Raw genomic sequence first — 26148 nt, 5'->3', positions numbered from 1 at the left:
TTCTTCTTTCCCCTGATCGAGCAACAAGGACGCCCCGATGAGTACTGCTGTGGATGCTGTCGAACGCACTGAAATCCTGATCATCGGCGCAGGCCCGGCCGGCTCCGTGGCCGCGGCGATGCTGCGCCAGCAGGGCCGACAGGTGCTGATGCTGGAGCGCCAGCAGTTCCCGCGCTTCTCCATCGGCGAAAGCCTGCTGCCACAGAGCATGGAGTACATCGAAGCAGCCGGGCTGCTGCAGGATGTGGTCGAGGCCGGCTTCCAGTACAAGAACGGCGCGGCCTTCGTGCACGGTGAAGCGCGTACTGCCTTCGACTTCCGGAAGAAGTTCTCGCCGGGCTGGGGTACCACCTACCAGGTGCAGCGCGCCGACTTCGACAACGTGTTGGCACGCGGCGCCGAGCGCATGGGAACCACGCTGCGTTTCGGTGATGAAGTGCTGTCGGTCGAACCCGGTGAACAGCCTGCGGTGAACGTGCGCCGCCCGGATGGCAGCGAATACCGCATCGAGGCCGATTTCATCCTCGACGCATCGGGCTTCGCGCGCCTGCTGCCGCGCCTGCTGCAGCTGGAATCGCCATCCAATTTCCCGGTGCGCGGCGCGATCTTCTGCCACGTGCGCGACAACATTCCGGCCGAAGCCGACTTCGACCGCAACAAGATCCTGATCACCACCCATCCCGAACACATCGACGTCTGGTACTGGACGATTCCATTCTCCAACGGCTGCTGCTCGCTGGGCGTGGTCGCCGAGCCGTCGTTCTTCGAGCGCTACGAAGGCGACGACCTGCAGAAGCTGCAGGCCATCGTCGGCGAGGACCCCAACCTGACCCGCCTGCTGGCCAATGCCGAATGGGCGGTGCTGCCGGTGCGCCGCATCACGGGTTACTCGGCCAATGTCAGCTCGCTGTGGGGCCCCGGCTACGCGTTGCTGGGCAACGCCGGCGAGTTCCTCGACCCGGTGTTCTCGTCCGGTGTGACCATTGCCTTCAAGTCCGCGCAGCTGGCCAGCGAGTGCCTCAAGCGCCGTTATGCCGGCCAAACCGTCGACTGGGAAGCTGAATTCTCGATCCCGCTGCGCGCCGGCGTGAAGACCTTCCGCCGCTTCGTGGAAAGCTGGTACCAGGGCGGCTTCCAGAAGATCATCTACCACCCGCAGCAGCAGCCCGAAGTGCGCGACATGATCAGCTCCATCCTGGCCGGTTACGCCTGGGACACCAAGAATCCGTATGTGGCCGATGAAAGTGGTCGCCGCATGCGCGTGCTGGAGGAATTGTGCAGCGCCTGATCTTCCGTACTGCGGCCCTGCTGCTGTGCCTGCTGCTGGCCGCCTGTGCCGGGCGCATGCCCAAGCCCCAGGTGGAGCTGCCGCCACTGCGGCTGTCGCCGGCCAGCCTGCCGGCGCCGCTGGCCCTGCAGCAGCAGCTGCATTTCCGCTTCGGCAGCCATGAGCGCGACCTCGACGCGCTGCTGGAAGCCGACGCGCAGCAGGTGCAGCTGGCGGTGCAGGCGATGGGCCAGACCGGCGTGCGCCTGCAGTGGGACGGCCAGCAGCTGACCCAGCAGCGCGCGCCGTGGCTGCCGCCGCAGGTACGTGCCGAGCGTGTGCTGGATGACCTGCAGTTCGCGCTGTGGCCGACCGCGGCCATCGCCGCCGCGCTGCCGTCCGACTGGCAGGTCAGCGACGACGGCCAGCAGCGCAGCCTGTCGCGCGATGGCACGGTGTGGCTGCAACTGCAGCGCCTGGACGATGGCAGCGTGCAGCTGGACAACCGTGCCGAAGGCTATGCGCTGCGCATCGAATCGATCGACATGGCCGGACAGGACCGATGAGTGCACCGATCTACCTGAACGACCTGGGCGTGATCTGCGCGCTCGGCGATGGCCGCGCCGCTGTCGCGTCGGCGATGTTCGCCGACGTGCCGGGCGGGCTCAGTGACAACGACAGCCTGTTGCCGGGGCGCACCCTGGCGGCGGGAGAAGTACGCACGCCACTGCCGGCGCTGGAGGAACTGCCGGTGGCCCTGCGCGGGCGCAACAACGCCCTGCTGGACGTGGCACTGGCGCAGATCGCTCCGGCGGTGGCCGCCGCGATCACCCGCCATGGCGCCGAGCGCGTGGCGGTGGTGCTGGGCACCAGCACCTCGGGCATTGGTGAGTCCGAGCAGGCCCTGCGCACCCACGCCGAACAGGGCCAGTGGCCGCAGGGCTTCGATTACGCCCAGCAGGAAATGGGTACTGCCGCGCAGTTCGTGCGCCAGCGCAGCGGCGCTCAGGGGCCCGCGTGGACCCTGTCCACCGCCTGCTCGTCCAGTGCCAAGGCATTGATGTCGGCTGCACGCATGCTGCGAGCCGGTATCGTCGACGCCGTGATCGCAGGCGGTGCGGACTCGCTGTGCCGCTTCACCGTGGCCGGCTTCAGCGCGCTGGAATCGGTGTCGGCCCTGCGCTGCAATCCGTTCTCGCAGCACCGCGCCGGTATCAACATCGGTGAGGGCGCCGCGCTGTTCCTGCTCACCCGCGAGCCGGGTCCGGTGTGCCTGGCCGGATGGGGCGAATCGGCCGACGCTCACCATATGTCCGCTCCCGATCCGCAGGGCCTGGGTGCCATCGATGCCCTGCAGCAGGCGCTGCAGCGCGCCGGCTGGGCGGCCGATGAAGTGGACTACGTGAACCTGCATGGCACCGCCACCGGGCACAACGATGCGATGGAAAGCCTGGCGGTTTCGCAGGTGCTGGGCAACGGCATTCGGGCCAGTTCGACCAAGCCCCTGACCGGCCATACGCTGGGTGCGTCAGGCGCGATCGAAGCTGCATTGTGCTGGATCGTGCTGGCCGAAAACCCGCAGCAGCAGCTGCCACCGCACTGGTGGGACGGCGTGGCAGACCCCGCGCTGCCGGCACTGCCGCTGGTCGCACCAGCCACCCGCCTGGCGCAGGCACCGCGGCGGGTGCTGAGCAATTCGTTCGCCTTCGGCGGCAGCAATGCCGTGCTGGCGTTGGAGCGTCGATGAACATGCTGTATGCAATTGAAGAGGTGGTACCGCACCGCCAGGACATGTGCCTGCTGGAGCGCATCACGCACTGGGACCAGGACACCATCGAGGCGGAACTGGTGGTGCCCGAGGCCGGCCTGTTCGTGGAAAACCACGAAGTGCCGGCCTGGGTGGGCATCGAATACATGGCACAGGCCATCGCGGCCTGGGCCGGCTGCCGTGCGCGTGCAGCGGGCAAGCCACCGCAGCTGGGCTTCCTGCTCGGCAGCCGCCGCTACAACAGCGCGCGCTGCAGCTTCCCCAGCGGCTCGCGGCTGCGCGTACAGGCGCGCTGCGAGCTGTTGGGTGACAATGGATTGGGGATGTTCGCCTGCCGCATCCTGGCGGGCGAGGACGAATGGGCGACAGCCAACGTGTCGGTGTTCGAACCGGCCGATGCGATGGCCTATCTGGAGAGTGGACAGGCATGACAGGGAATCGAAGCGTGCTGGTGACCGGCGCCAGCCGGGGCATCGGCCGGGCCATCGCGCTGCGCATCGCGCGCGATGGCTTCGACGTGGTGGTGCATTGCCGCAGCCGCCTGGATGAGGCACAGGCCGTGGTGGCCGAGATCCACGCGTTGGGCCAGCAGGCCCGCGTACTGATGTTCGACGTGGCCGACCGCGAGGCCGCACGCGCCGCGCTGGAGGCCGATGTCGAAGCGCACGGCGCGTACTACGGCGTGGTCTGCAATGCGGGCATCGCCCGTGATGGCGCCTTCCCGGCACTGTCGGCGGAGGATTGGGACCAGGTCATCCACACCAACCTGGATGGCTTCTACAACGTGCTGCATCCGCTGATCATGCCGATGGTGCGGCGGCGCAAGCCGGGCCGCATCGTCACCCTGTCGTCGGTGTCCGGACTGGCCGGCAACCGCGGGCAGGTCAATTACAGTGCCGCCAAGGCCGGCATCATCGGTGCCACCAAGGCCCTGGCGCTGGAACTGGCCAGCCGCCAGATCACCGTCAACTGCGTGGCCCCGGGCCTGATCGAGACCGAAATGCTCAACGATGAAGTGATCGAACACGCGCTCAAGCTGATTCCCGCCGGCCGCGTCGGCCGTCCCGACGAAGTGGCGGCCACGGTGGCGTTCCTGCTGTCCGAACCGGCCGGCTACATCACCCGCCAGGTGATCTCGGTGAACGGGGGCATGCTCTGATGGCCACCGATCGTCGCGTCGTGGTGACCGGTGCGTCCGCGATCAGTCCGCTCGGCCATGACTGGCCGACCATCGAGGCGCACCTGCGCAGCTGCCGCAACGCGGTGCGCGCGATGCCCGAGTGGGATGTCTATGCCGGGCTGAACACCAAGCTGGCTGCGCCGGCGCAGGACTTCGCGCTGCCGCCGAACTACAACCGCAAGACCACCCGCTCCATGGGCAAGGTCGCGATCATGTCGGTGCGTGCCACCGAAGTGGCGCTGCGCGAAGCTGGCCTGCACGAGCACCCGGTGCTGCGCAGCGGTCGCACCGGCGTGGCCTATGGTTCCTCGTCGGGCAGCCACGAAGCCACCGGCGAGTTCGGGCGCATGCTCAACGAGTTCACCACCGAAGGCATCAGCGCCACCACCTACCTGAAGATGATGAGCCACACCGCGCCGGTCAACATCGGCGTGTTCTTCGGCCTGTCCGGGCGTGTCTATACCACCTCCAGCGCCTGCACCTCGGGCAGCCAGGGCGTGGGCGCGGCCTATGAAGCGATCCGCAGCGGCAAGCAGACGGTGATGGTCGCCGGTGGTGCCGAGCAGCTCGACGCTACCGCTGCGGCGGTGTTCGACACCCTGTTCGCCACCAGCGTGCGCAACGACGCGCCGCAGACCACGCCGCGCCCGTTCGATGCCGGCCGCGATGGCCTGGTGCTGGGCGAGGGTGCCTGCACGCTGATCCTGGAAGACCTGGAGCACGCGCAGGCGCGCGGTGCCACCATCCTTGCCGAGGTGGTCGGCTACGGCACCAACAGCGACGGCCAGCACGTCACCCAGCCCAGCGCCGACACCATGGCCCAGGCCATGCGCCTGGCGCTGGAGGATGCGGGCCTGGAGGCGGCGCAGATCGACTACGTCAACGCCCACGGCACCGCCACCGATCACGGCGACATCGCCGAGACCCAGGCCACCGCGCAGGTGTTCGGCAGCCGCGTACCGATCAGCTCGCTGAAGAGCTACGTCGGCCACATGCTCGGTGCCTGTGGTGCGTTCGAGGCCTGGCTGAGCATCGAGATGATGCGTGCCGGCTGGTTCGCCCCCACGCTGAACCTGGCCGAGGTTGACCCGCGCTGCGGCCAGCTCGACTTCATCACCGGGCAGGGCCGCGAATTGCAGGCCGAGTACGTGATGAGCAACAACTTCGCCTTCGGCGGCATCAACACCTCGCTGGTGTTCCGCCGCTGGAGCGAATGATCCACCGTCCCATCCCGCCTTTTTCCTCAACCCACCCGCACCCCCGACAAGGAGATGTTCCGATGCGCCGCACCCTGATGATCGCCACGGCCACTGCACTGCTGGCCCTGACCTCCACCGCCTCCGCCCGCGACACCCGCGTTGAGCAGTCCCTGCAGGAGCTGGTCACCTCGCAGGCCGCCCGGGACGCCGGCATCGACGGCAGCGTGCGCTTCTACCTGGCCGGCCAGCCGGTCAGCGTGCAGCAGCGCCTGGGCGAGGACGTGACCAACAAGAAGACCAACGCCGCCAACAAGAGCGATGCCGAGGCTTGCCGCTGGGTCGCGCTGTCGGCGCTGCGCGCACTGCAGGACGGCGCCAAGTCGCGCGGTGCCAACGCGGTGGTCGACATCGTCAGCTACTACAAGAAGAACGAGTTCAAGAGCAGCACCAACTACGAATGCTATGCCGGTACGATCCTCGCTGGCGTGGCGCTGAAGGGCACCTACGCCAAGGTCAAGTAAGCGACCGCAGGGCAGCGGCGTTGCCTGAACGCCGCCGCCACATTGCTGAACCCCGTCGGGGAAACGCCGTCGATCACGCCGCCATCGTCGGCCGACGGCTTTCCCCGGTGTCGGCTTTCCGACACAATCATGGCTCTTCCCGGGTTATCGTCCCGCGGACATGCACGCCTACGTCTATAAAAGCCAACTCAAGCCTGACACCTACGTCTACGTTCCCCGACGCGATGATTTCAGCGCGCTGCCTGCGCCGCTGCTCACCTCGCTGGGTGCGCTCACCTTCGTCCTGGACGTGGCCCTGGATGCCCAGCGTCGCCTGGCCCAGGCCGACCCGGACAAGGTTCGCAGTGACATGAGCGAGCGCGGGTTCTACCTGCAGGTGCCGCCGTCGGTGGCCAGCCTGATGCCGCGCCACTATGACTGACGTCTCCCGTCCGCGCGCCCTGTCGATCGCCTTCGCCGTGGGCGCCTTGCTGGCACTGGGTGCTGCCGTGGGCGGCGTTGCCGGTGCCATCCTCGCCGCCCTGGCGCAACCGGCGTTCGCGCTGGGCGTATCGTGGTGGCGGCGCAGCCGTGCGCTGCTGCCGCTGAAGGTGGTTGCACGCCAGGACCTGCCGGCGCTGCTGGCGTTGTGGGCGGCCGCCCCGCTGTTGCTGGCGCTGCTGCTGGCCTGGCCGTTGGCGGCGCTGCGTGACAGCGGCAGCCTGGCCGCGGTGCTGGGCCTGAGCGTGCTGGTCAGTGCCGGCCTGCTGGCGGCCTGGCGCACCTGGCCGCTGTGGAACGACGTTGAACGCCTGGATGGCAGCCTGGCCCAGCATTGGCAGGCGCTGGCCGGACGCGACCTGACCGCCTGGCGCGGTCTCGGTGTCGCCGCGCTGGTGATCGCGCTGGCCGCGCTGGTGGTGCTGCCGGCCTGGCCGGGGCTGCTGCCGGAGAGCGCGCGCTGGCCCGCTGCGCTGGCCGTGGTGGTGGTGTCTCCCGTGCTGCACCTGCTGCTGCAACGGGTCGCGCCGGCGCCGCTGGTGTCGTTGCGCCCCAGCCCGATGGCGACGTCCAGCGCAGAACACGAACCGATGTTCGCTGCCGCGGCCGAGACCGCGCCGCTGGAGGCGATGGCACCGCAGGAGCTGACCCCGGCCCTGTATGAAGCCGCCCGCCACGGCCGCATCGACCGCGGCCTGCAGCTGCTGCAGGCCGGCGCCGATCCGTATGCGCTGCCCGACCCGAACTGGCGCGACCAGCGCAGCCTGGCGGTGCTGGCGGCGGTGTTGCCGGACCTGCGCCTGCTGCGCGAACTGATTGCCCGCGGCGTTGACGTGAACGCGCCGCACCGGGGCATGACCCCGCTGCTGGCCGCCACCCGCGACAGCTGGCATGGCCGCCCCGAAGCCGTGATGACCCTGCTCGCCAACGGTGCCGATTCGCGTGCCACCGACAGCGATGGCAACACCCCGCTGCACCATGCCGCGCGCAGTTCCGACCCAGGCGTGGCCGCGCTGCTGCGCGATGCCGCCGCCGAAGTCGATGCGCTGAACAACGAGGGCTGGTCGCCGCTGGCCGTGGCGTGCCAGGTCGGCAACTGGCGCCTGGCCCGCTTCCTGCTCGAACGCGGTGCGCGCAGCGAACCGGCAGAGGGCACCCCGGTGCTGCTGGCCGCCGCCGCCACCGAAGACGACGATCCGGCTGGCGTGCAGCTGCTGCTCAAGCACAAGGCGCGTGCCGACGCGCGTGATCGCCAGCGCCGCAGCGCGCTGCACGAGGCGGCGCTGGCCGGCCACGTTGAAATCATCGGCGTGCTGCTGGCTGCCGGTGCCAACCTGGAAGCACGCGATGCACTGGGGCGTACGCCCTGGCTGGAAGCTGCCCGTGCCGGGCGCGCCGCGGTGGTCGAACACTTGCTGCCGCACAAGCCGGACCTGGTTGCCGTCGACGGCGAAGGGCGCAACGCAGTGCAGCTGGCGGTGATGGCAGAGGATGTCTCGCCGTTGCTGGTCAAGCGCCTGGTGGAGCTGGGCATCGCCGCCGACGCGACCGATCCGGTCGGTCGTCGTGCAGTGGACTACGCTGCCGAAGCCGGGCGCTGGGCGATTGTCGCCCTGCTGGATCCGTCCTATCCGTTGCCGGCCGCGGTCAGTGACGGCCTGGCCGAGCGTGGCGAAGCCGCCAGTGCCAGCGGCCTGCTGCCGGACCGCCCGCCGCTGACCCTGCTGCGCGAAGCGCTGGGCTTCGGCAACACCGAAGGCATGGCCGCGCTGGCCAAGCTGTGCCAGCCGGAAGAACTGGGCGGCCTGCTGCTCGACCCCGAGCTGGCGCTGGAGCCGCGCGCGGTGGATTGGCTGCTGGGCCATGGCGCCGATCCCTACGTGCGCGACGCCTGTTCCGATACGCCGATGTTCGCGTTGCTGTCGCGCGGCATTGATGCGGTGCCGGCGTTGCAGGTGATGTTGCAGCGTGGCTTGTCGCCGGCCGGACGCGGTGGCCTGGCGCGCTTCCTGGCGGCCTGTGCGCAGCACGACCAGGCCGCCCGTGGCCTGGAACAGCTGGCGCTGGAATTGCTGGAGCGTGGCGCCGATCCGTTCGCGGCTTCGCCGGCCGGTGATCCGCCGTTGTCGCTGGCGGTGCGCCTGGGCTGGCTGCGCCTGCAGCAGGCGCTGCTGAAGGCGGGCGTCGATCGCGAAGCGCGCGACAGCCATGGCATGACCGCATTGCATCTGGCCACCGCATTGGCCCGCGAAGGCGCGCTGAAGCTGCTGGTGCAGCACGGTGCCTCGCCGGAAGCACGCGCCGCCGATGGCCAGACGCCGCTGGGCGTGGCGCTGTCGATTGGTCGCCGCGACCTGGCCGACTGGCTGGACTGGCGGGTGTGGCCGTTGCCGCGCCGCACCCTGCGCGAGTCCGATCTGCCGGCCGCCGCAATGGCCGGTGACGTGGATGCGGTACGCCGCCTGATCGATCTGGGCTTCGCCGTCGATGCGGTTGATGCGCAGGGCTGCACCGCGCTGCTGCGCGCCGCCGGTGGTGGCCATCTGGCGGTGACCGACCTGTTGCTGGCGCGTGGCGCTGATCCGCAGCACGCAGCGGCCAGTGGTGCCACGCCGCTGTCGGCGGCGGTCAGCATGCGCCAGGTGGACATCGTCTCGGCCCTGCTCGACGCTGGCGCCAAGCTGGAACACCGCCTGCCGGGCGGAGTGACCGTGCTGATGCTGGCGTCCGCGCTGGGCCTGCCGGACATCGTTGCGCGCCTGCTCACCGCCGGTGCCGACGTGCACGCCGGTGACGCCCAGCAGCTGGGCCCACTGCACTGTGCCGCGCTGTATGGCTTCAGTGCCCGCGACCGCTCGCGCCTGCTCGCCCTGCTCGACACCCTGCTGCTGGCCGGTGCCGAACCGGACCAGGCCGCGGCTGGTTCGGTCACGCCGCTGCTGCTGCTGCTGGGCGCACGCGCCGAGCCCGGCACCGCCTGCGACGAACAGGTGGTGATGGCCGCAGTGGAACGCCTGCTGGACGAAGACGTGAGCCTTGAGGTGCGCGATCCGCGCGGCTTCGGACCGCTGCACCTCGCGGCCCTGCACGGTCTGCCGCTGCTGGTGCAGCGCCTGCTGCGCGCTGGTGCCGATCCGGAGGCGCGCGACAGCCTCAACCGCAGCCCGCGCGAGATCGCGGTGATGCGTGGCTTCATCGACGTGGCCGGCGAGTTTGAACCGCGCGTGCCGGGTGTCTCGTCAATGGCGCGGTTCCTGCGCGACAACGGTTGAGCATCGGGGTCGGATCCCTTTCCCACGGAAAGGGCTCTGACCCCGGCATCGCGTCATCCACGCATGGCGTGGATCTACGGCCGGAATCCCCAGTGGGTAGTGCCGGCCGCTGACCGGCAATCTCCTGAAACCTTCGGGATCCCGAGGCTGCCGGCCAGCGGCCGGCACTACTGCAATCCGTGGTGGGTGCCGACCGTTGGTCGGCACGCCTACTTGCCGTCGCTTTCCGCGTCGGCCTCGAACAGATGCATCAGGTCGTTGCGTGCGTCGCGCGAGGTCTGGATCACCGCTGCCTCGTCGTCGTACACCAGGTACTGGTCGCGCAGCAGCTGCTCATCGTGCTCGCGGAAGCGCTGCACGTGGCGCTCGGCCACGTCCGGTGCCACGCCCAGCGCGGTCAGCACGCGGCCGCTCATCTCCAGGCTGGTGCCGAACACTTCGCGGAACGGCTCGGCCGACATGTCCATCAACCGCCACGCATGCTGACGGTTGCGTGCACGCGCCAGCACCGTCGCGTCCGGGTACAGCCGGCGCACCATGCGCACCGCGCGCAGGTTGGTTTCCGGGTCATCCACGGTGATCACGAACACATCGATGTGCTCGCCCCCGGCCGCGCGCAGCATCTCCGGCCGGGTCGGGTCGCCGTAATACAGCTGGTTGCCGAATCGGCGCAGGTCGGCCACGGTATCCGGGTTCGCCTCCAGCGCCACGAACGGCACCTTCTGCGCGGTCAGCAGGCGCGCAATCACCTGGCCGAAGCGGCCCATGCCGGCGATCAGCACCTTGGGCCGGTTGTCCGGCGCCACCTTGTCGGCCTCGGCCGGCTCGCGCGGAGTGGCTTTCTCCTGGCCGAGCAGTTTCAGCAGCGCGATCATCAACAGCGGCGTGATCGCCATCGACAGGCCGACGATCGCCACCAGCCGGTCGTGGTTGGCGTTGCCCAGCAGGTGCGCGCGCTGTGCCTCGTTGAACACCACGAAGGCGAACTCACCGCCCAGCCACAGGACGCTGCCCAGCAGCAGCGATTGCCGCGAGCTGAGCCGGGCGACACGTCCAACCGCGTAGAGCAGGCTGAACTTGACCACCAGCAGGATGCCGACACCTGCGGCGATCAGCCACGGCTCGGCGGCGATGCGGTCCAGGTCGATGCCCATGCCCACTGCGATGAAGAACAGGCCCAGCAGCAGCCCCTTGAACGGCTCGATCTGCGCTTCCAGCTCATGCCGGAACTCCGAATCGGACAGCAGCACGCCGGCCAGGAACGCGCCGAGGCTGGGGCTGAGGCCGGCTTCCTGCATGAACCAGGCGGTGCCCAGCACCACCAGCAGGGCGGTGGCAGTGAATACTTCCGGGCTGCGGGTGCGCGCGATGATGCTGAACACCTTGCGCAGCACCGGTCGTCCGCACAGGATCACCACCGCCAGCGCACCCAGCGCCACGGCCGCATCTTCCCAGCGCAGGGTCTCGTTCTTGACCCCGCCCAGCAGCGGGATGGCCGCCAGCAGCGGAATCGCGATCAGGTCCTGGAACAGCAGGATGGCAAAGCCCAACCGGCCGTGGTCGCTGTTGATCGCCTTGTGCTCGGACAGCAGCTGCAGGCCCACCGCCGTGGATGACAGCGCCAGCGCCACACCTACCACCAGCGCGCTCTTCCACTGGAAGTGGTCGAGCAGCAGCAGGCCGCCCAGCACCAGCCCGGACAGCGCCACCTGTGCCGCACCGGCGCCGAACACCGAGCGCCGCATCACCTTCAGGCGTGCCGGCGACAGCTCCAGGCCGATCACGAACAGCAGCATCACCACGCCGATCTCGGCGGCGCCGAGGATGCGGTCGGCGTCCTGCACGAAGCCCAGCCCGTCCGGGCCCAGCACCACACCGGCCGCCAGGTAGCCCAGCACCGCGCCGAAACCGAACTTCTTGAACACCGGCACGGCGATGACCGCTGCCAGCAGCAGCACCAGCGCCAGTTCCAGACCACCGCTATGCATGGGAATACCTGGTCATCGGGGGAGCCGCTGTGCGTCCGTTCGGGTTGGGAAAAGCGTGGCGAACACCACCGCGCCATTATGCGCGCCGGCCTGTGTACGCACGAGAACAACCTGCGGGCAGGGTGCTGCCGCGGCGGGACCGGGTTGACCTGCATGGTCCACGGGTCCAGACTGCCTGCCGCTGGCGGCGCGTCCGTCGGCACACGCATCCCGGAGTCCCCAACCCATGTCCAGCGACAGTAGAAGTCGACCTCGTTCGACGCCAGCGATGGCCACCGCCTGACATCGGGACGGTTTGCCTGCGTTGGCGTTGCGCGAGGTCGCACCCCCACAAGGCAAACCCGATGAACCAGAAGCAATTGCTGCGCCCGGTGGCCGATGCCGCCGCACTGGCCGCGCCGCTGGCGAACTTCAACACCGCCGATGCGGTGGAATTCCTCAACACGCTGGAACTGACCCGCGCCGCGGAAACGCTGGCTGCGCTGCCGTTGCCGCGTGCAGTGAAAATGCTGGAAGCGCCGGAACTGCACCGCAGCGGCGAACTGGTGGCTGCGCTGCCGCCGGCGCGCGCTGCCGCCCTGCTCGGCTTGATGGCCGACGACCGCGCCACCGACATCGTCCATGAGCTGGATGAGGAAGAACGCGCCCGGTTGATCCCGCTGCTGGGCACCGACGCCCGCCAGGCCATCCAGAAGCTGCTCAGCTACCCGCCGAACACCGCCGGCGCGCTGATGACCACCGAGTACGTGGCGGTACCCGCCAGCTGGACCGTGGCGCAGACCCTGCAGCACATCCGCCAGGTCGAGCGCACCCGTGAAACGGTGTACGCGATCTACGTGCTGGAGCCGGCCAGCCAGCAGCTGCAGCAGGTGGTGACCATGCGCCGGCTGATCACCGGCCTGCCGGAGGAGTCGATCCTGGACGTGGCCCAGGTCAATCCACCGGTGACGGTGGACGCACTGATGGACCAGGAAGAAGTGGCACGGCTGATCCGTCGCCACGACCTGCTGGCGATCCCGGTGGTCGATGCGCAGCAGCAGATGCTCGGCATCGTCACCGTCGATGACGTACTGGATGCGCTGATCGAGGAATCCACCGAGGACGCGCACAAGTTCGGCGGCATGGAAGCGCTGGACAAGCCGTACATGCAGATCGGTTTCTTCGAGATGCTGCGCAAGCGCGCCGGCTGGCTGAGCGTGCTGTTCCTGGGCGAGATGCTGACCGCCAGCGCGATGCAGCACTATGAGGACGAACTGGCGCGTGCGGTGGTGCTGACCCTGTTCATTCCGCTCATCATGAGTTCGGGCGGCAACTCCGGTTCGCAGGCCACCTCGCTGCTGATCCGCAGCCTGGCGCTGCGCGAACTGCGCCTGCGCGACTGGTGGAAGGTGGCCCTGCGCGAAGTGCCCACCGGCATGGTGCTGGGCGCGATCCTCGGCTGCCTGGCCATCGTGCGAATCGTGATCTGGCAGCTGGGTGGCCTGCATGACTACGGCGAGCACTGGATCCTGCTGGCGATCACCATCGGCGCGGCGCTGATCGGCATCGTCACGTTCGGCTCGCTGTCCGGATCGATGCTGCCGTTCATCCTGAAGCGGCTCGGCTTCGACCCGGCCAGTGCCTCGGCCCCGTTCGTGGCCACCCTTGTGGACGTGACCGGGCTGGTGATCTATTTCAGCATCGCCGCGATGATCCTGCACGGCACGCTGCTGTAACAGAAAAGGGGACGGAGGGGATTAAGTCGTTTGTGGCACAAACGACTTAATCCCCTCCGTCCCCTTTTTTGGGTACCGTAGGCGCATGAGTACCTACCACCTGCAGTCCGTGTTCCGTCCGCAGTCGGTCGCGGTGATCGGCGGCAGCCCGCGTCAGCGCTCGGCCGGACGTGCGGTGATGCGCAACCTGCGCGGCACCGGCTTCCCCGGCAAGGTGGCGTGGATCAACCCGCGGCATGCCGAAATTGATGGCATCCGCACCGTGAAGCGGCTGAAGGACCTGGACTGGGTGCCGGATCTGGTGGTGATCACCGCGCCGGCGTCGATCGTGCCGCAGGTGGTGCGCACCGCTGCCGAACGCGGCGTGCAGGCGGCAATCATCCTCACCGCGCACCTGGGTGAAGGCCCGGGCTCGCTGTCGGCGCAGGTGGAGGCGGTGGCGCGCAAGCATGGCCTGCGCATCCTCGGCCCACACTGCCTGGGTGTGATTGCACCGCACGCACGGCTCAATGCCAGCATCGCCGCGCACTTCCCGCAGGCCGGTGATCTTGCGTTGATCTCCGAATCCTCGGCCATTGCCGCCGCGCTGGTGGAGTGGGGCGTGGCCCGCTCGGTCGGGTTTTCCGCGGTGGTCTCGCTGGGCGACACGATGGACGTCGACTTCGGTGACCTGCTCGACTACTTCGCCACCGACTACCGCACCCGCGCCATCCTGCTCTACGTCGAGCAGATCAAGGATGCGCGCAAGTTCATGTCGGCCGCGCGTGCCGCCGCCCGCGCCAAGCCGGTGGTGGTGGTGAAGTCCGGCCGCGCCGAGCGCGTGCAGCCGGGCAGCCGCGATACCCATGTGCAGGCCCTGGCCCGCACCGACGACGTGTACGGTGCGGCCTTCAACCGCGCCGGCCTGCTGCGCGTCAGCGCGCTGGACGAGCTGTTCACGGCTGCCGAATCGCTGGGCCGGTTGGGGACGTTCCCCGGTCGTCGCCTGGCCATTCTCAGCAATGGTGGCGGTGTCGGCCGCCTTGCCGTGGATCAGCTCATTGCATTGCGTGGCACGCTGGCCAACCTGTCCGACAGCACGGTCGAGAAACTCGACGCCGTGTTGCCGCAGGGCTGGTCGCGCAGCAATCCGGTCGACATCGTGGTCGACGCCGATGGTGACCGCTATGCCGCCGCCATTGAAGCGCTGCTGGCCGACAACGAGAACGACGCGGTGATGGTGGTCAATGTGCCCACCGCATTCACCTCGTCTGCAGACGCTGCGCAGGCGCTGACCCGCACGCTCGGCCTGCGTCCGCGCCACCATCGCGACAAGCCGGTATTCGCGGTGTGGCTGGGCAACGATGACCAGGCCACCGCCACGCTCAACGCGGCACGGGTGCCGACCTATCCGACCGAGGCCGAAGCGGTGCGCGGCTTCCAGCATCTGGTGCGCTATCGCGAAGCGCAGAACGCGCTGATGGAAACGCCGCCCAGCCTGCCGCAGGACTTCAATGTCGACGCGGCGGCCGCACGCGCGCTGGTCGATGCCGCGCTGGCCAACGGCCAGCAGTGGCTGGACCCGCTGGCTACGCATGAACTGCTCAAGGCCTATGGCATTCCGTCCGCGCCGGTGATGCATGCGCGCGATGCGCATGAGGCGATGGACCTGGCGCAGCCGCTGCTGGAACGTGGTGCCACCGTGGCACTGAAGATCCTGTCACCGGACATCCCGCACAAGTCCGAAGTGGACGGCGTGCGCCTGAACCTGTCCACCCTGCCGGCGGTGCAGAGCGCGGCCAACGCGATCCTGTCGCGCGCGCGCCAGCTGCGGCCGGATGCGCGCATCGACGGCCTGCTGGTGCAGCCGACCATCGTTCGCCCGAAGGCGCGCGAACTGATTGTCGGCATCGCCGATGACGCGACGTTCGGCCCGGTGATCGTGGTCGGCCGTGGCGGTACCGCGGTTGAAGTGATCAATGACAAGGCATTGGCGCTGCCGCCGCTGGACCTGCGCCTGGCCCATGAGCTGATCGGCCAGACCCGTGCCTCGCGCATCCTCAAGGCCTATGGCGATGTGCCTGCCGCCGACGAGCGCGCACTGGCATTGGCGCTGGTCAAGCTGGCACAGCTGGCCGCTGACATCCCCGAAGTGCGTACGCTGGACATCAATCCGCTGCTGGTCGACGGCAAGGGCATCCTCGCCCTCGACGCACGCGTGGCGGTGGCGCCGTCGCGCATCCTGCACAAAGGCCGTGGCCATCCGCGCTTCTCGGTGTTCCCGTACCCGAAGGAGTGGGAGCGCACCATCGAACTGTCCGATGGCGGCCGCGCCTTCGTGCGCCCGGTGCGGCCGGAGGATGACGCGCTGTTCCGTGCGTTCTTCGCCCGCGTCAGCGACGAGGATCTGCGCCTGCGCTTCTTCCAGTCGGTGAAGCACTTCAGCCACGAGTTCATCGCGCGCCTGACCCAGCTCGACTATGCACGCTCGATCGCACTGGTGGCGATCGAACCGCGCAGTGGCGAAATGCTCGGCGCGGTGCGCCTGCACGCCGATGCGGATTACCACCGCGGTGAGTACGGCATCCTGATCCGCTCGGACCTGAAGGGCCACGGCATCGGCTGGCGGCTGATGGCGATCATGATCGAGTACGCCAAGTGGCTGGGCCTGGACGTGGTCGAAGGTCAGGTGCTGCGCGAGAACAGCACCATGCTGGCGATGTGCCAGAGCCTGGGCTTCAAGACCAAGCTCGATCCGGACGACCCGACGGTGATGATGGTGACTCTGCCGGTGCAGCAGGTCGAAGTCCCCACCTCGCTCTTGTAGAGTCGAGCTTGCTCGACTGCCATCATCGAAAAGCAGTCGAGCAAGTTCGACGCTACAGTCAGGTCAACGCAATGGTTCCACCACCACCGCCGTGCCATAGCACAGCACCTCGGTCAGCCCGGTCATCACATCGGTGGCGTCGTAAAGCAAGCTCATGCTGATGATTGCGCTGCTGTCAGTCGTTCCGACGATTGAATATAGACTACAACGATGGCTTATACCCTACGCCAGTGACGTCCGAGTGGTCCACGCATGTCGGCGTACCGGGTGCCTGCTGTGTCTCTTGCGTAGGAGTGACTGAATCACCAGAAGGAAAGAAGCGGCTACTGACGCATTTCGCTCTTCAACTCAGCGAAGAAGCAACGCTACCATTGCGCCACTGCGTGGCGGCGACCCTTCGTGACCTTATTGAAAGAAGATGTTTCCCGATGTTGCAGGAATGAGGAAATTTGTGAGGATCCAAGGTATCAACGAAAAGACCTTCGCCATCTGCGTGTGCTGCCTAGCTATGGTGGCGGCAACTGCAGACGGTCGGACCTTGCCGTTCTTGTTCATAGGAGCGGTTGTCATTGTGATAGCCAGGCGTGCCGACGTCAGGCGCGAGCGGATTCGGGAAGAGCACGCGTCGAAATGATCACTTTGCAAGGATGCCGCTTGAGCTGCAGCTGCGGCTGATTCCTGCAAGGACGCCAAGTCCGTATTGGTTTCAATGCGGCAGTTGATGGACCAGAGCAATCGTCATGACTCTTCTCGACGCTTGGCATGGAGTCCACGCGAGTTATGCAGGGCATCTTGACCTGAGAACGACTGGTGAGCCGTTCGAACAGCCGCATCGAATCAATCTCGTGCAACGCTTGCTACATGCCCGAATCGCTCAAACGCATATCACTGCTGCAGCAGGTGGATGCGCAGCATCGTCTCCATCGCATACGGTGACCGACCCACGCGACCCGAACGCGGGTAATGTGGCTCGATCCGGGCCGGTAGTGCCTTCCATGGCACTACCTAGTCCACCTCGTAAAGGAGAATCTCGCGCCGGGTCTGCTTGCGCTTGCCCAGGCCCTGCGCATCCCCAAATGTCAGCCGTATGATGTATTCCACTACGCGACTCAATAGTGTCCCCCGAAGCGGCAATCTGTGGCGGGCACTGCTGCACAGTTCGCAGGGAGCTGTTCAGAACATCCTTGGCGCTGGTAAATCATTGGCTGGATCGCGGGGCTTTCGCCCTGCGATCCTTTGAGGGTCGATATGAAGATTACTGATGGATTTGATGGGCGGCATGGCAAGTTCTATTTTATTTCCCTGGTAGCAATGGCGTCTGCCTCAGCGCTGATGCTGGTGGCGGCGCTTCGGGGTGCTGAGCCTTTGCAGGTTCCTCAGGAGGTCGGAGTTTCTGTTGCCGCATTCTCGCTGATGTGTTCGACGGCAAGTTACCTGCTAATAGGGAAAATTAAGTGCTCGTTCCTGCTGCTTGGGGCTTCGGCTGTCGTGTTTTCGGCCGCTCTATGGTCGTTCGGTGCGCCTTTGTCGTTCGTGCTTCTTTTGGGGCTTCCAGCTCTGCTCCTGTCTTTAATTTCAGTTATTTTTCGGGATAAGGTCGATATACAGGTCGAGGGGGATGACTAACGTTATTTATCTATAGATTTGCTTATTCTTAGTCCATTGGTCGCTGATGGCTGAGCGAGATTTGTCGTCCTCATGACCTGCATCTACGGATGCTCTGAACAACTACTTCGGTAGTGCTGTCCGCTGGCCGGCGGCCTGAGAGACAATAGAGGCACACGTTGAGAAGCCATCCATGCAGCTGACATTTGGCGATACGCAGGGTCTGGGCAAGCGCAAGCAGACTCGGCGCGAGATTCTCCTTTACAAGGTGGACTAGGTAGTGCCATGGAAGGCACTGCTGGCTCGGATCGAGCCACATTACCCGCGTTCGGGTCGCGTGGGTCAGTCGCAGTATGCGATGGAGACGATGGTGCGCACCCACCTGCTGCAGCAGTGATATGCGTTGGAGCGATCCGGGCATGTAGTAAGCGCTGCACGAGATCGCTTCGATGCGGCTGTTCGCCCGGGTCAGCGAGCTTGATGCGATCCCGGATGACCAGTTGTTTGCCGGGAGCATTGCCGACAACATCAGCGGCTTCGACAGTGGCTTCGATGAACAGCGCATTGAGGAAGCTGCTCGAATGGCCGCGGTGCACGATGACATCGCGGGGATGGCGATGGGTTACCACGGTCTTATCGGCGACATGGGCAACTCGCTCTCAGGCGGTCAGAAGCAGCGAGTGATTCTGGCCCGCGCCCTCTACCGCCGGCCACGGATTCTGTTTCTAGATGAGGCCACCAGCCATCTTGATGTCATGCGCGAGCGCTTGGTCAACGAAGCCGTGCAGCGTATGGAGCTGACCAAGGTGATCGTGGCCCATAGGCCGGAGACCATAAACAGCGCCGACCGCGTGCTCGTGATGGAGCAGGGGCGGATCGTCCAGGAGGTGCGGCCCCAGCGTGGGGCGTCGACGGCGCCTGCTTCCGACGCCGAGGAATGCGTCGCGGCATCGGTCTGACTCGCGTCCCACAGGGTATCCAGAAGCGGGCGTGGGTCCGGCGCGCCTGGCTCATCCGGCGGCACGTCGCCGCGCTTGGCGCGGTCGCTGGCATGGCGCCGTCACCGCACCGGCGCGACAATACCCCCATGACCGACCGTACCCCCCTGTTGCTGCTGCCCGGCCTGCTCAACGATGGCGAGCTGTGGCGCGCGCAGTTGGCCGATCTGGCCGACATTGCCGATTGCACCGTAGGCGACCAGACCCGTGGTGAGACCCTGCACGCCGTGGCCGAGGATGTGCTGGCGCAGGCGCCGGAGCGCTTCGCGCTGGCCGGTTTCTCGCTGGGCGGTTTCGTCGCCCAGCAGATTCTGCGCATCGCGCCGGAACGCGTGTTGCAGCTGGCGCTGGTCGATACCTCGATCCACGCCGATTCACCGGAACGTGCCGAACAACGCCGCAGCCAACGCGCCAGTGTGCGCCTGCCGGGGAAGTTCCACGGCTTCGGCGATGCGCTGATGCGCAGCTACATCGACGCCTCGCGGCTGGATGACTACGTGCTGGTGCAGCGCGTGCGCGACATGACCGCCCGCCTGGGCGCGGAAGTGTTCCTGCGCCAGAGCGCGCTGGAACGCCCTGACGGCCATGACGTGCTGGCTGGCTACCGCGATCCGCTGTTGATCATCTGCGGGGCCAACGATCGCATCACGCCGCTGGCAGTAAGCGAGGAAATGCATGCCCTGGTGCCGCACTCGCAGCTGGTGGTGGTGCCCGATTGCGGGCACCTTGCCCCGATGGAGAAGCCGGACGAGGTCAGTGCGGCGATGCGTGGGTGGTTGCTGCAGGCGTGACACTGTCCAGCTTGATGGATTCCTCGTTCCAACCCATGCCGTTGTAAACGTGGTAGCGCAGGACGCCGATGTACTCGTGCAGCATCACTTCGATCAGCAGCAGGTTGTACGCAGAGGGAAGCCACCCCGGCGAGGCGCGGAGGCGATCACTGGGCAAGCCCTCGGCCACGACACCGAAGTGCCGGAAGTAGATCAGACTTCGCCTTAGGTGCAGGCCAGAGGTCACCAGCACTACCCGGACACTGTCGCGCTGGATCATTCGGCTGCTGTTGCTGGCGTTCTGCCAGGTGTTCACGCTGGCGTGCTCGCGGATGATGTGTTCCGCAGGCACGCCCAGCGCAATCAGTTCACGCGCGTAGACGTTGGCTTCTGCGGCATTGTCTGGCGCAGTAGCGCCACCGCTGACCAGCACCACGCAGGATTCGCCGGTGCGTTCGCAGGCGAGGTGGCGCTGCGTTGCGGCCATCAACCGGCTATAGCCAGCCAGGCCGGGCCTGGAGCCGTGAGCGTCCTGATCGATGCCAGCGCCCAGCACGACAATCGCCGTGCGTGGATGGTGCGCTGTTGCAGTGCTTGGCGGCGCGTCCTGTGCCAGGTCCAGCAGCAGTTGCGTGATGGGCGCGCTCGCGCTGGCCAGGATGGCCAGTGGCGCTACGGCGAGCAGGGCGCCGCTACGCACGTGTCGCTTTCGAACCAGAACCGCACACGAGAGCAGCAGAAAGAGTGTCAGGGCGAGCATGTCGAACCTCAGGAAAATTTGAAAGGAATCCGATGGCGTTACGCGATCGTTGCTTCCATGCTGGATGCCATGGATCTGAAGCGAATGTCACTCCCGGTCAGATGTGTTGCCATCGTGGGCGCCATCCTGCTCGCGGTTGCAGGCGGGCATCTACTGGGTAGCATGTTTCCGCAGCTGTTCCTGCAGATCCATCAACGGATGCAGTAGTCCGTACGCTCCGCACGTTGTCGCTTCAGGCCTCTGTTTGGGTGTCGCGGAACGCGGAAACGCATCTCTTCAGGTGTTGAATGCGACAAGCAGAGGAAAGCAATGCGACGCTTGAACTCAACGCAAGGCGTAGAGCCGCGGCGACATCCTGCAGACGGACCTGAGCTCGGGGAGCGATCGATGCTCAACCTGATTGCAGCGACCGCGCCAGACCAGTTCTCATCGTTTGTCGTTGACCTGGACGAGGCGATTTCGCGCTGGATGAGCGCTGCGGAGAATGAATCCCCGGGTTGCCTGGAACAGGAGCTTTCGCGCATGCATGCCTTGAAAAGTGTGACCTCGGCCTTGGGCAGCTGCAGGATTGCCGATGCCTGCGAAAATCTGGCTGATGCTCTCCGCTCCGGCGAAGCCATCGGCAGCGTGCGGCTGCGCGGCTGCGCGCTGGCAATCTCGGCAAAGCGCCTTCTGGGACGCACGACAGGTCAATCACTGACCGGGGGCCGCTGACATGCATGATCCGTACACGCCCTCTCCAATGTCGTCCCCGGCAGCGCTGCTGCATGCTGCGCGCGTGCTGGAAATGCATCGTCTGGCTCTACTGCTGTCATGCTTCCAGGAGCCGCGCGCCAGTGGGTTCCGTGTGCTGCTGCAGGCGCTTGCGGTGCTGTGGTGCTGGCTTTGGATCGATGGCCCTCAGCCTGTTCTGGCCGATGAGGCAGCGCGGGTGCTGCCGGCCGCCGTTGTACTTCTGGCGGTATCTGTAGCGTGGGCACTCTTTGTAAACCTTCGCAGGGCGCGTCACGACACGTGGTACGACGCGGCGGGCCTTCTGCTCAGTCTGGCGATGGTGGCCATCCAGGTGCACGCGGCCTTCATCCTGTTGATGGCACTCAATGCAATCCTGCCGTTCCTCGTCATCGCCGCGACGGTGGCTTACGGACGCAAGGCCATGGCGCCGGCAATCGCGGTAACGGCCGTGGCGCTGCTTTGGGCAGCCCCCGAAGGCTACTGGTTCTCGCGGCCCGCCTATCTGGCCTATGCGCTGGCGCTGACCATCCTGTTGCCGCTGGTCGTGGCGTCATTGGTGGCAGCGATGCGCGAAATCGCGTTGCGTGCCATTGCGTCGCGTGAGGCGCAGGGGCGATTCGTCGGCACCATGAGTCATGAGCTTCGCACGCCGCTCAATGCCATCATCAGCGGCATCCAGCTTCTGGAGGTCAATACGGCAAGTGCTGCCCAGCGACACGCACTGGCCACCGTTGCAGGGCAGGCCCAGGCGCTCCGACGTCGCATTGATGATGTACTTGATGTTGCCAGCATTGATGGTGGCAAGCTGAAACTGCGGCCACATCCTTGTTCGCTGCGTTCCATCATCGAGGCGGCGCAGGCGAGCTGCATGCCTGCGGCTGCAGACAAAGGCGTGGTACTGCAGGTGGATGTGGGGAGAGCAGACGTATGGCTGTTGGCAGATGGCGGTCGCATCGAACAGGTGGTGACCAATCTTCTCTGCAATGCCATCAAGTTCAGTCCCATGGCGGGCGAGGCGAGGGTCTCGGTTGGCGCCGTTCGAGCGGTGGATGACTGGCAGGTGCGGATCTCGGTCTGCGACTCCGGGACGGGCATCGACGAAGCGCAGAGAGACATGATTTTCTCGCCTTTCGTGCAGGTCAGTCAGGGCGAAGCACGTTGCGAACAGGGCGTCGGGCTCGGGCTGTACATCGTTCGGCTGATTTCCGATGCCATGGGCGGAACGATCAGCGTCGGCCGCAGCGATGTCGGCGGCGCCTCATTCGTGTGGTGCTTCGCTGCTGCCGTGGCCGATGAGGCTGAGCCGCTTCCTTCCCTGGGTGAGCTTTTCCAGTTGCACGCGGCGGTGGTTCGTCCGCTGCACTGCCTGCTGTTCGAAGACGTGGAGACCAACCGCGAGGTGGTGCAGCACCTGCTGCAGTGTGCAGGCCATCGCCTCAGCTTCCGGAAAGATGGTCACGATGCTCAGGCCGTCATCAAGGCGCTGGCGCCCGACGTAGTTCTGCTGGATCTGCACATGCCAGGTTGCAGTGGATGGGACGTACTGGAGGCGCTGGTCAGGGACCCTGCGGCGCCTCCCGTTCTGGTGATGAGCGCAGACACCCGGGTAGAGGTGATTGACAGGGCGCAGGCGCTGGGCGCGGCTGGGTTTCTGTGCAAGCCACTGGACATCGAGAGCGTCCTGGATATGTTGCGCGGTGTTGCCGAGCGCTGACCGTCCGGTAGGTGCCGACCAAGGGCGGCACCTACCGATTCCGATCCGTAACCGCAGCGGGATCAATCCCAGGCCGGGGCGATACCTTCCGGGTTGGCCAGGCGATGGCCGCGGTCCAGCTTGGCGATCTGCGCCATGTCTTCGTCGGTCAGGCGGATCGCTGCTGCTTCCAGGTTGCCCGACAGGTTTTCGCGCTTGGTCGACGACGGGATCACCGAGAAGCCCTGCTGCAGCGCCCAGGCCAGCGCGATCTGCGCCGGAGTGGCCTGGTGGCGGCCGGCAATGGCCTGGATCACCGGGTCCTTGATCACCTCGCCATAGGCCAGGCTCATGTAGGCGGTGATGTGGATGCCGTTGTCCTGCAGGAACTTCACCAGCAGGCGGTTCTGCAGGTACGGATGGATCTCGATCTGGTTGGTGGCGATGGCGCCTGCACCGAGGATGCCGATCGCCTTGCGGGTCTGTGCGATGGTGAAGTTGGAGATGCCTATCTGCTTCGTCAGGCCCTGTGCCTTGGCCTCGGCCAGTGCGGTCAGGTACTCCTCCATCGGCACGTCGACCTTGTCGTTCGGCGACGGCCAGTGGATCAGCGTCAGGTCCACATGATCGGTACGCAGCTTTTCCAGACTGGTACGCAGGCTGGCCAGCAGCGCTTCGCGCTTGAACTCGGTGATCCAGACCTTGGTGGTCAGGTAGATCTCTTCGCGCGGCACGCCGGAATCGGCGATGGCCTGGCCGACCTCGGCTTCATTGCCGTAGATCTGCGCGGTATCGATGGCGCGGTAGCCGACATCCAGCGCATTGCGCACGGAATCGATCACGGTCTGGTCTTTGAGGCGGAAGGTGCCGAGACCGAAGGCGGGGACAGTCATGGGGAGCTCCAGCAAAGGGGAGGGATGCGAATATCCGGCAAAGGGTAGGCCAGTGGCCGCATGCGTGCCGGCAACGGTGCATTGCACCACCGTACCGGCAGGGCGCCGGCACGGCATGACTTATCTCAATGCGCGGCCACGGCGATGCCATCGGCGCGGTCATCGATGCCGTCGCGGCGGTCCAGGCGGCCGCTGAGCACGGTCAATGCATACGCGCCCACCACCACCAGCGCGCCCAGCCACGGCGTGTGCATCAGGCCGATGTTCTCCACCACCAGCCCGCCGAGCGAGGCGCCCAGCGCGATGCCGATGTTGAAGGCGGCGATGTTCAGCCCCGAGGCCACGTCGGTGGCCTGCGGCGCATAGCGCTGCGCCTGCTTGACCACGTAGACCTGCAGGCCGGGCACGTTGCCGAACGCCACCGCACCCAGTGCCAGCACCGTGAGCAGCATCAGCCAGGTGTTGTAGGCGGTGAAGGTGAGCACGAACAGCACGATGGCCAGCAGGGCGAAGATGCGCTTCAGTGCGGGCACCGGACCCATGCGGTCGGCCATGCGCCCGCCCCACAGGTTGCCGATTGCCACCGACACGCCGTACACCAGCAGCACCAGGCTGACCGCATTGGCGGAGAAACCGGTGACGTCCTGCAGGATCGGCGCCAGATAGGTGAAGGCCAGGAAGGTGCCGCCGTAGCCCAGCGCGGTCATCGCATAGACCAGCAGCAGGCGGGGTTGGGCGAGTACGGCCAGCTGCTGGCGGAAGCTGGCCGGCGCACTCTGCGGCACGCTGCGCGGCACGAACAGCAGCGCGCCGAGCAGGGCGATCACGCCCAGAGCGGCCACCGCCAGGAAGGTGGCGCGCCAGCCCAGGTGCTGGCCGATGAAGGTGCCCAGCGGCACCCCGGTCACCAGCGCCACGGTGAGGCCGGTGAACATGATGGCGATCGCGCTGGCGGCCTTCTCCTTCGGCACCACCGCGGTGGCGATGATCGAACCGATCGAGAAGAACACACCGTGGGCGAGGCCGGTGAGGATTCGGGCGACGATCAGCGAGGTGTAGCCCGGCGCCAGGAAGGCGATGACGTTGCCGAGGGTGAACAGCACCATCAGCGCCACCAGCAGCGACTTGCGCGGTACGCGGCCGGTGAGCGCGGTCAGCACCGGCGCACCGATGGCCACGCCGAGGGCATACAGAGAGACCAGCAGGCCGGCCGAGGGCAGGCTGACCTGCAGGTCGGCGGCAATGGTGGGAATCAGGCCGACGATGACGAACTCGGTGGTACCGATGGCGAAGGCACCGAGGGTCAGCGCCAGCAGGGCGAGGGGAATGCCACGGATCATGGCCGGCTCCGGAGGGAAGGAAGGCGCGCAGTGTGCGCGGCGCACCTTTGCCGAAAAACCGGTCTTCACGCCAATCACTATTGCCGCCCAGTCAATAATGGAGGCATGAAGACCACTCTCGATGAAATGCAGGCCTTCCTCGCGGTGATCGACAGCGGGTCGATCAGTGCTGCCGCCGAACAGCTGGGGCAGACGCCGTCGGGCGTGAGCCGGGCGCTGGGGCGGCTGGAAGACAAGCTCGGCACCACCCTGTTGACCCGTACCACCCGCCGCCTGCACCTGACCGCAGAGGGCGAGGCCTACCTGCGCCATGCACGGGCGATCATCGATGCGGTGGAGTCCGCCGAGGAACAGATGGCCGCCCGCCGCGAGCGCCCGGCCGGACGCCTGCGCGTGGATGCGGCGATGCCGTTCGTGCTGCACGTGATCGCGCCGCTGGTGGCCGGGTACCGCGCGCGCTACCCGGAGGTGCAGCTGGAGTTGAACAGCTCCGAGCGCTACATCGACCTGCTGGAACGGCGCACCGATCTGGCGATCCGGATCGGGCCGCTGGCCGACTCCACCCTGCATGCGCGGCCGTTGGGTCGCTGCCAGCTGCGGCTGGTGGCCAGTCCGGCCTACCTGGCGGCACACGGCGAACCGGCCAGCGTCGCCGCGCTGGGCCAGCACACCCTGCTCAGCTTCAACGAACCGGAATCGTTGAATCACTGGCCGTTGCCGGGCGATGCCGATGGCCTGCTGCGGGTGCGTCCGGATATCGCGGTGTCCAGCGGCGAAACACTACGCCGACTGGCGGTGGAAGGCGTGGGCATCACCTGCCTGTCCGACTTCGTGACCGACCGCGACCGCGCCGCCGGCACTCTGGTGCCGGTGCTGGCGACGCAGACGCTGGATGTGTACCAGCCGATCCACGCGGTGTATTACCGCAACACGGCGGTGTCGGCGCGGATCAGCTCGTTCCTGGATTACCTGGGTGAAGCGATGGCGCGGAGCGATTACCTGCGCTGAGGTCGTGGCGGGGTTGCCGGCCAGCGGCCGGCACTACCGCAGGTTACGGCGGGTGCGGACCGTTGGTCCGCACGGCCCCTGCCATCGCCCGACCAACGGTCGGGCGCTACCCATGTGGTGGTGGGGTCGCCGGCCAGCGGCCGGCACTAC

Annotated in this window: 20 protein-coding genes and 3 pseudogenes; 17 read left to right on the top strand and 6 right to left on the bottom strand. The window is 66.7% G+C overall.

What is annotated here, in order from left to right:
• The first annotated feature begins 37 nt into the window (after positions 1 to 37).
• The 9 genes from AC5P67_RS14970 (at position 38) to AC5P67_RS14930 (ending at position 9687) form a co-directional block, all read left to right on the top strand.
• A complete protein-coding gene (locus AC5P67_RS14970; RefSeq protein WP_043034447.1) occupies positions 38 to 1288 on the top strand; it encodes an NAD(P)/FAD-dependent oxidoreductase in 1251 nt (416 codons plus the stop codon).
• Positions 1276 to 1833 (top strand): DUF3261 domain-containing protein, encoded by a 558-nt coding sequence (locus tag AC5P67_RS14965; protein WP_005411599.1) that lies wholly within the window; start codon positions 1276 to 1278, stop codon positions 1831 to 1833. Before AC5P67_RS14970 ends, AC5P67_RS14965 begins: the two co-directional genes overlap by 13 nt.
• On the top strand, positions 1830 to 3014 hold the full coding sequence (locus AC5P67_RS14960; protein ID WP_495214851.1) for a beta-ketoacyl-ACP synthase: 1185 nt from the start codon (positions 1830 to 1832) through the stop codon (positions 3012 to 3014). The genes AC5P67_RS14965 and AC5P67_RS14960 overlap by 4 nt, the downstream gene beginning before the upstream one ends.
• Entirely contained in the window at positions 3011 to 3466 is a 456-nt protein-coding gene (locus AC5P67_RS14955) for a hotdog family protein (RefSeq protein WP_005411597.1), read from the top strand. The genes AC5P67_RS14960 and AC5P67_RS14955 overlap by 4 nt, the downstream gene beginning before the upstream one ends.
• Entirely contained in the window at positions 3463 to 4194 is a 732-nt protein-coding gene (locus tag AC5P67_RS14950) for a 3-ketoacyl-ACP reductase FabG2 (RefSeq protein WP_005414863.1), read from the top strand. The genes AC5P67_RS14955 and AC5P67_RS14950 overlap by 4 nt, the downstream gene beginning before the upstream one ends.
• Positions 4194 to 5432: a beta-ketoacyl-ACP synthase gene (locus AC5P67_RS14945; protein ID WP_005411595.1), complete on the top strand. Its 1239-nt coding sequence runs from the start codon at positions 4194 to 4196 to the stop codon at positions 5430 to 5432. Before AC5P67_RS14950 ends, AC5P67_RS14945 begins: the two co-directional genes overlap by 1 nt.
• Positions 5433 to 5494: 62 nt before the next feature.
• Complete coding sequence (locus AC5P67_RS14940; protein ID WP_005411594.1) at positions 5495 to 5935, top strand: hypothetical protein; 441 nt, start codon at positions 5495 to 5497, stop codon at positions 5933 to 5935.
• A 160-nt stretch (positions 5936 to 6095) separates the two neighbouring features.
• Complete coding sequence (locus AC5P67_RS14935) at positions 6096 to 6356, top strand: YcgL domain-containing protein (RefSeq protein ID WP_005411593.1); 261 nt, start codon at positions 6096 to 6098, stop codon at positions 6354 to 6356.
• The gene (locus AC5P67_RS14930; RefSeq protein ID WP_111193550.1) at positions 6349 to 9687 is read left to right on the top strand and encodes an ankyrin repeat domain-containing protein; all 3339 of its coding nucleotides are present in this window, start codon (positions 6349 to 6351) and stop codon (positions 9685 to 9687) included. The genes AC5P67_RS14935 and AC5P67_RS14930 overlap by 8 nt, the downstream gene beginning before the upstream one ends.
• A gap of 209 nt (positions 9688 to 9896) precedes the next feature.
• Here AC5P67_RS14930 and AC5P67_RS14925 read toward each other — a convergent pair whose 3' ends face one another.
• Positions 9897 to 11675: a monovalent cation:proton antiporter-2 (CPA2) family protein gene (locus tag AC5P67_RS14925; protein ID WP_005411591.1), complete on the bottom strand. Its 1779-nt coding sequence runs from the start codon at positions 11673 to 11675 to the stop codon at positions 9897 to 9899.
• Between the two features lie 344 nt (positions 11676 to 12019).
• On the opposite strand from AC5P67_RS14925, the gene mgtE reads away from it, so the two are divergent.
• Positions 12020 to 13390 carry a magnesium transporter gene (mgtE, locus tag AC5P67_RS14920; protein ID WP_043034452.1) on the top strand — a complete coding sequence of 457 codons (1371 nt, stop codon included), beginning with the start codon at positions 12020 to 12022 and terminating at the stop codon, positions 13388 to 13390.
• 85 nt (positions 13391 to 13475) lie between these two features.
• On the top strand, positions 13476 to 16196 hold the full coding sequence (locus AC5P67_RS14915; protein ID WP_495214848.1) for a bifunctional acetate--CoA ligase family protein/GNAT family N-acetyltransferase: 2721 nt from the start codon (positions 13476 to 13478) through the stop codon (positions 16194 to 16196).
• A gap of 63 nt (positions 16197 to 16259) precedes the next feature.
• Here the strand turns inward: AC5P67_RS14915 and AC5P67_RS14910 are convergent.
• Together AC5P67_RS14910 and AC5P67_RS14905 are read right to left on the bottom strand one after the other, a co-directional pair.
• Positions 16260 to 16370, bottom strand: a pseudogene (locus tag AC5P67_RS14910) (YbjQ family protein); the annotation flags it as partial.
• A gap of 686 nt (positions 16371 to 17056) precedes the next feature.
• A pseudogene (locus AC5P67_RS14905) lies at positions 17057 to 17285 on the bottom strand (transposase); the annotation flags it as partial.
• A 159-nt stretch (positions 17286 to 17444) separates the two neighbouring features.
• Between AC5P67_RS14905 and AC5P67_RS14900 the strand changes: the two are divergent.
• The 3 genes and pseudogenes from AC5P67_RS14900 to AC5P67_RS14890 all read left to right on the top strand — a co-directional run bounded on the left by AC5P67_RS14900 (position 17445) and on the right by AC5P67_RS14890 (position 19590).
• Complete coding sequence (locus AC5P67_RS14900) at positions 17445 to 17822, top strand: hypothetical protein (protein WP_043034456.1); 378 nt, start codon at positions 17445 to 17447, stop codon at positions 17820 to 17822.
• 172 nt (positions 17823 to 17994) lie between these two features.
• Positions 17995 to 18760, top strand: a pseudogene (locus AC5P67_RS14895) (transposase).
• 128 nt (positions 18761 to 18888) lie between these two features.
• Complete coding sequence (locus tag AC5P67_RS14890; protein ID WP_099473848.1) at positions 18889 to 19590, top strand: alpha/beta fold hydrolase; 702 nt, start codon at positions 18889 to 18891, stop codon at positions 19588 to 19590.
• Here AC5P67_RS14890 and AC5P67_RS14885 read toward each other — a convergent pair.
• Positions 19553 to 20329 carry a YdcF family protein gene (locus AC5P67_RS14885; RefSeq protein ID WP_495214846.1) on the bottom strand — a complete coding sequence of 259 codons (777 nt, stop codon included), beginning with the start codon at positions 20327 to 20329 and terminating at the stop codon, positions 19553 to 19555. The two genes, AC5P67_RS14890 and AC5P67_RS14885, sit on opposite strands and share 38 nt — an antisense overlap.
• A gap of 387 nt (positions 20330 to 20716) precedes the next feature.
• Here AC5P67_RS14885 and AC5P67_RS14880 point away from each other — a divergent pair, with 387 nt between their 5' ends.
• On the top strand, positions 20717 to 21043 hold the full coding sequence (locus tag AC5P67_RS14880; RefSeq protein ID WP_099527226.1) for a hypothetical protein: 327 nt from the start codon (positions 20717 to 20719) through the stop codon (positions 21041 to 21043).
• A gap of 1 nt (position 21044) precedes the next feature.
• A complete protein-coding gene (locus AC5P67_RS14875) occupies positions 21045 to 22778 on the top strand; it encodes a hybrid sensor histidine kinase/response regulator (RefSeq protein WP_049395767.1) in 1734 nt (577 codons plus the stop codon).
• Positions 22779 to 22840: 62 nt separating this feature from the next.
• On the opposite strand, the gene dkgB is transcribed toward AC5P67_RS14875, so the two are convergent.
• Together dkgB and AC5P67_RS14865 are read right to left on the bottom strand one after the other, a co-directional pair.
• A complete protein-coding gene (dkgB, locus tag AC5P67_RS14870) occupies positions 22841 to 23650 on the bottom strand; it encodes a 2,5-didehydrogluconate reductase DkgB (RefSeq protein WP_076739400.1) in 810 nt (269 codons plus the stop codon).
• A gap of 125 nt (positions 23651 to 23775) precedes the next feature.
• Positions 23776 to 24990, bottom strand: a complete 1215-nt coding sequence (locus tag AC5P67_RS14865; protein WP_076739399.1) for an MFS transporter — start codon at positions 24988 to 24990, stop codon at positions 23776 to 23778.
• A gap of 105 nt (positions 24991 to 25095) precedes the next feature.
• Between AC5P67_RS14865 and AC5P67_RS14860 the strand changes: the two genes are divergently transcribed.
• Positions 25096 to 25998, top strand: coding sequence for a LysR family transcriptional regulator (locus AC5P67_RS14860; protein WP_005411584.1), 903 nt, complete (start codon positions 25096 to 25098; stop codon positions 25996 to 25998).
• The last annotated feature ends 150 nt before the right edge of the window (positions 25999 to 26148 follow it).

This window comes from Stenotrophomonas sp. YJH_SMC_21 (genome assembly GCF_059369555.1).
Note: the sequence above shows the minus strand (reverse complement) of the source record. Positions and strands in the feature narration are given on the sequence as shown.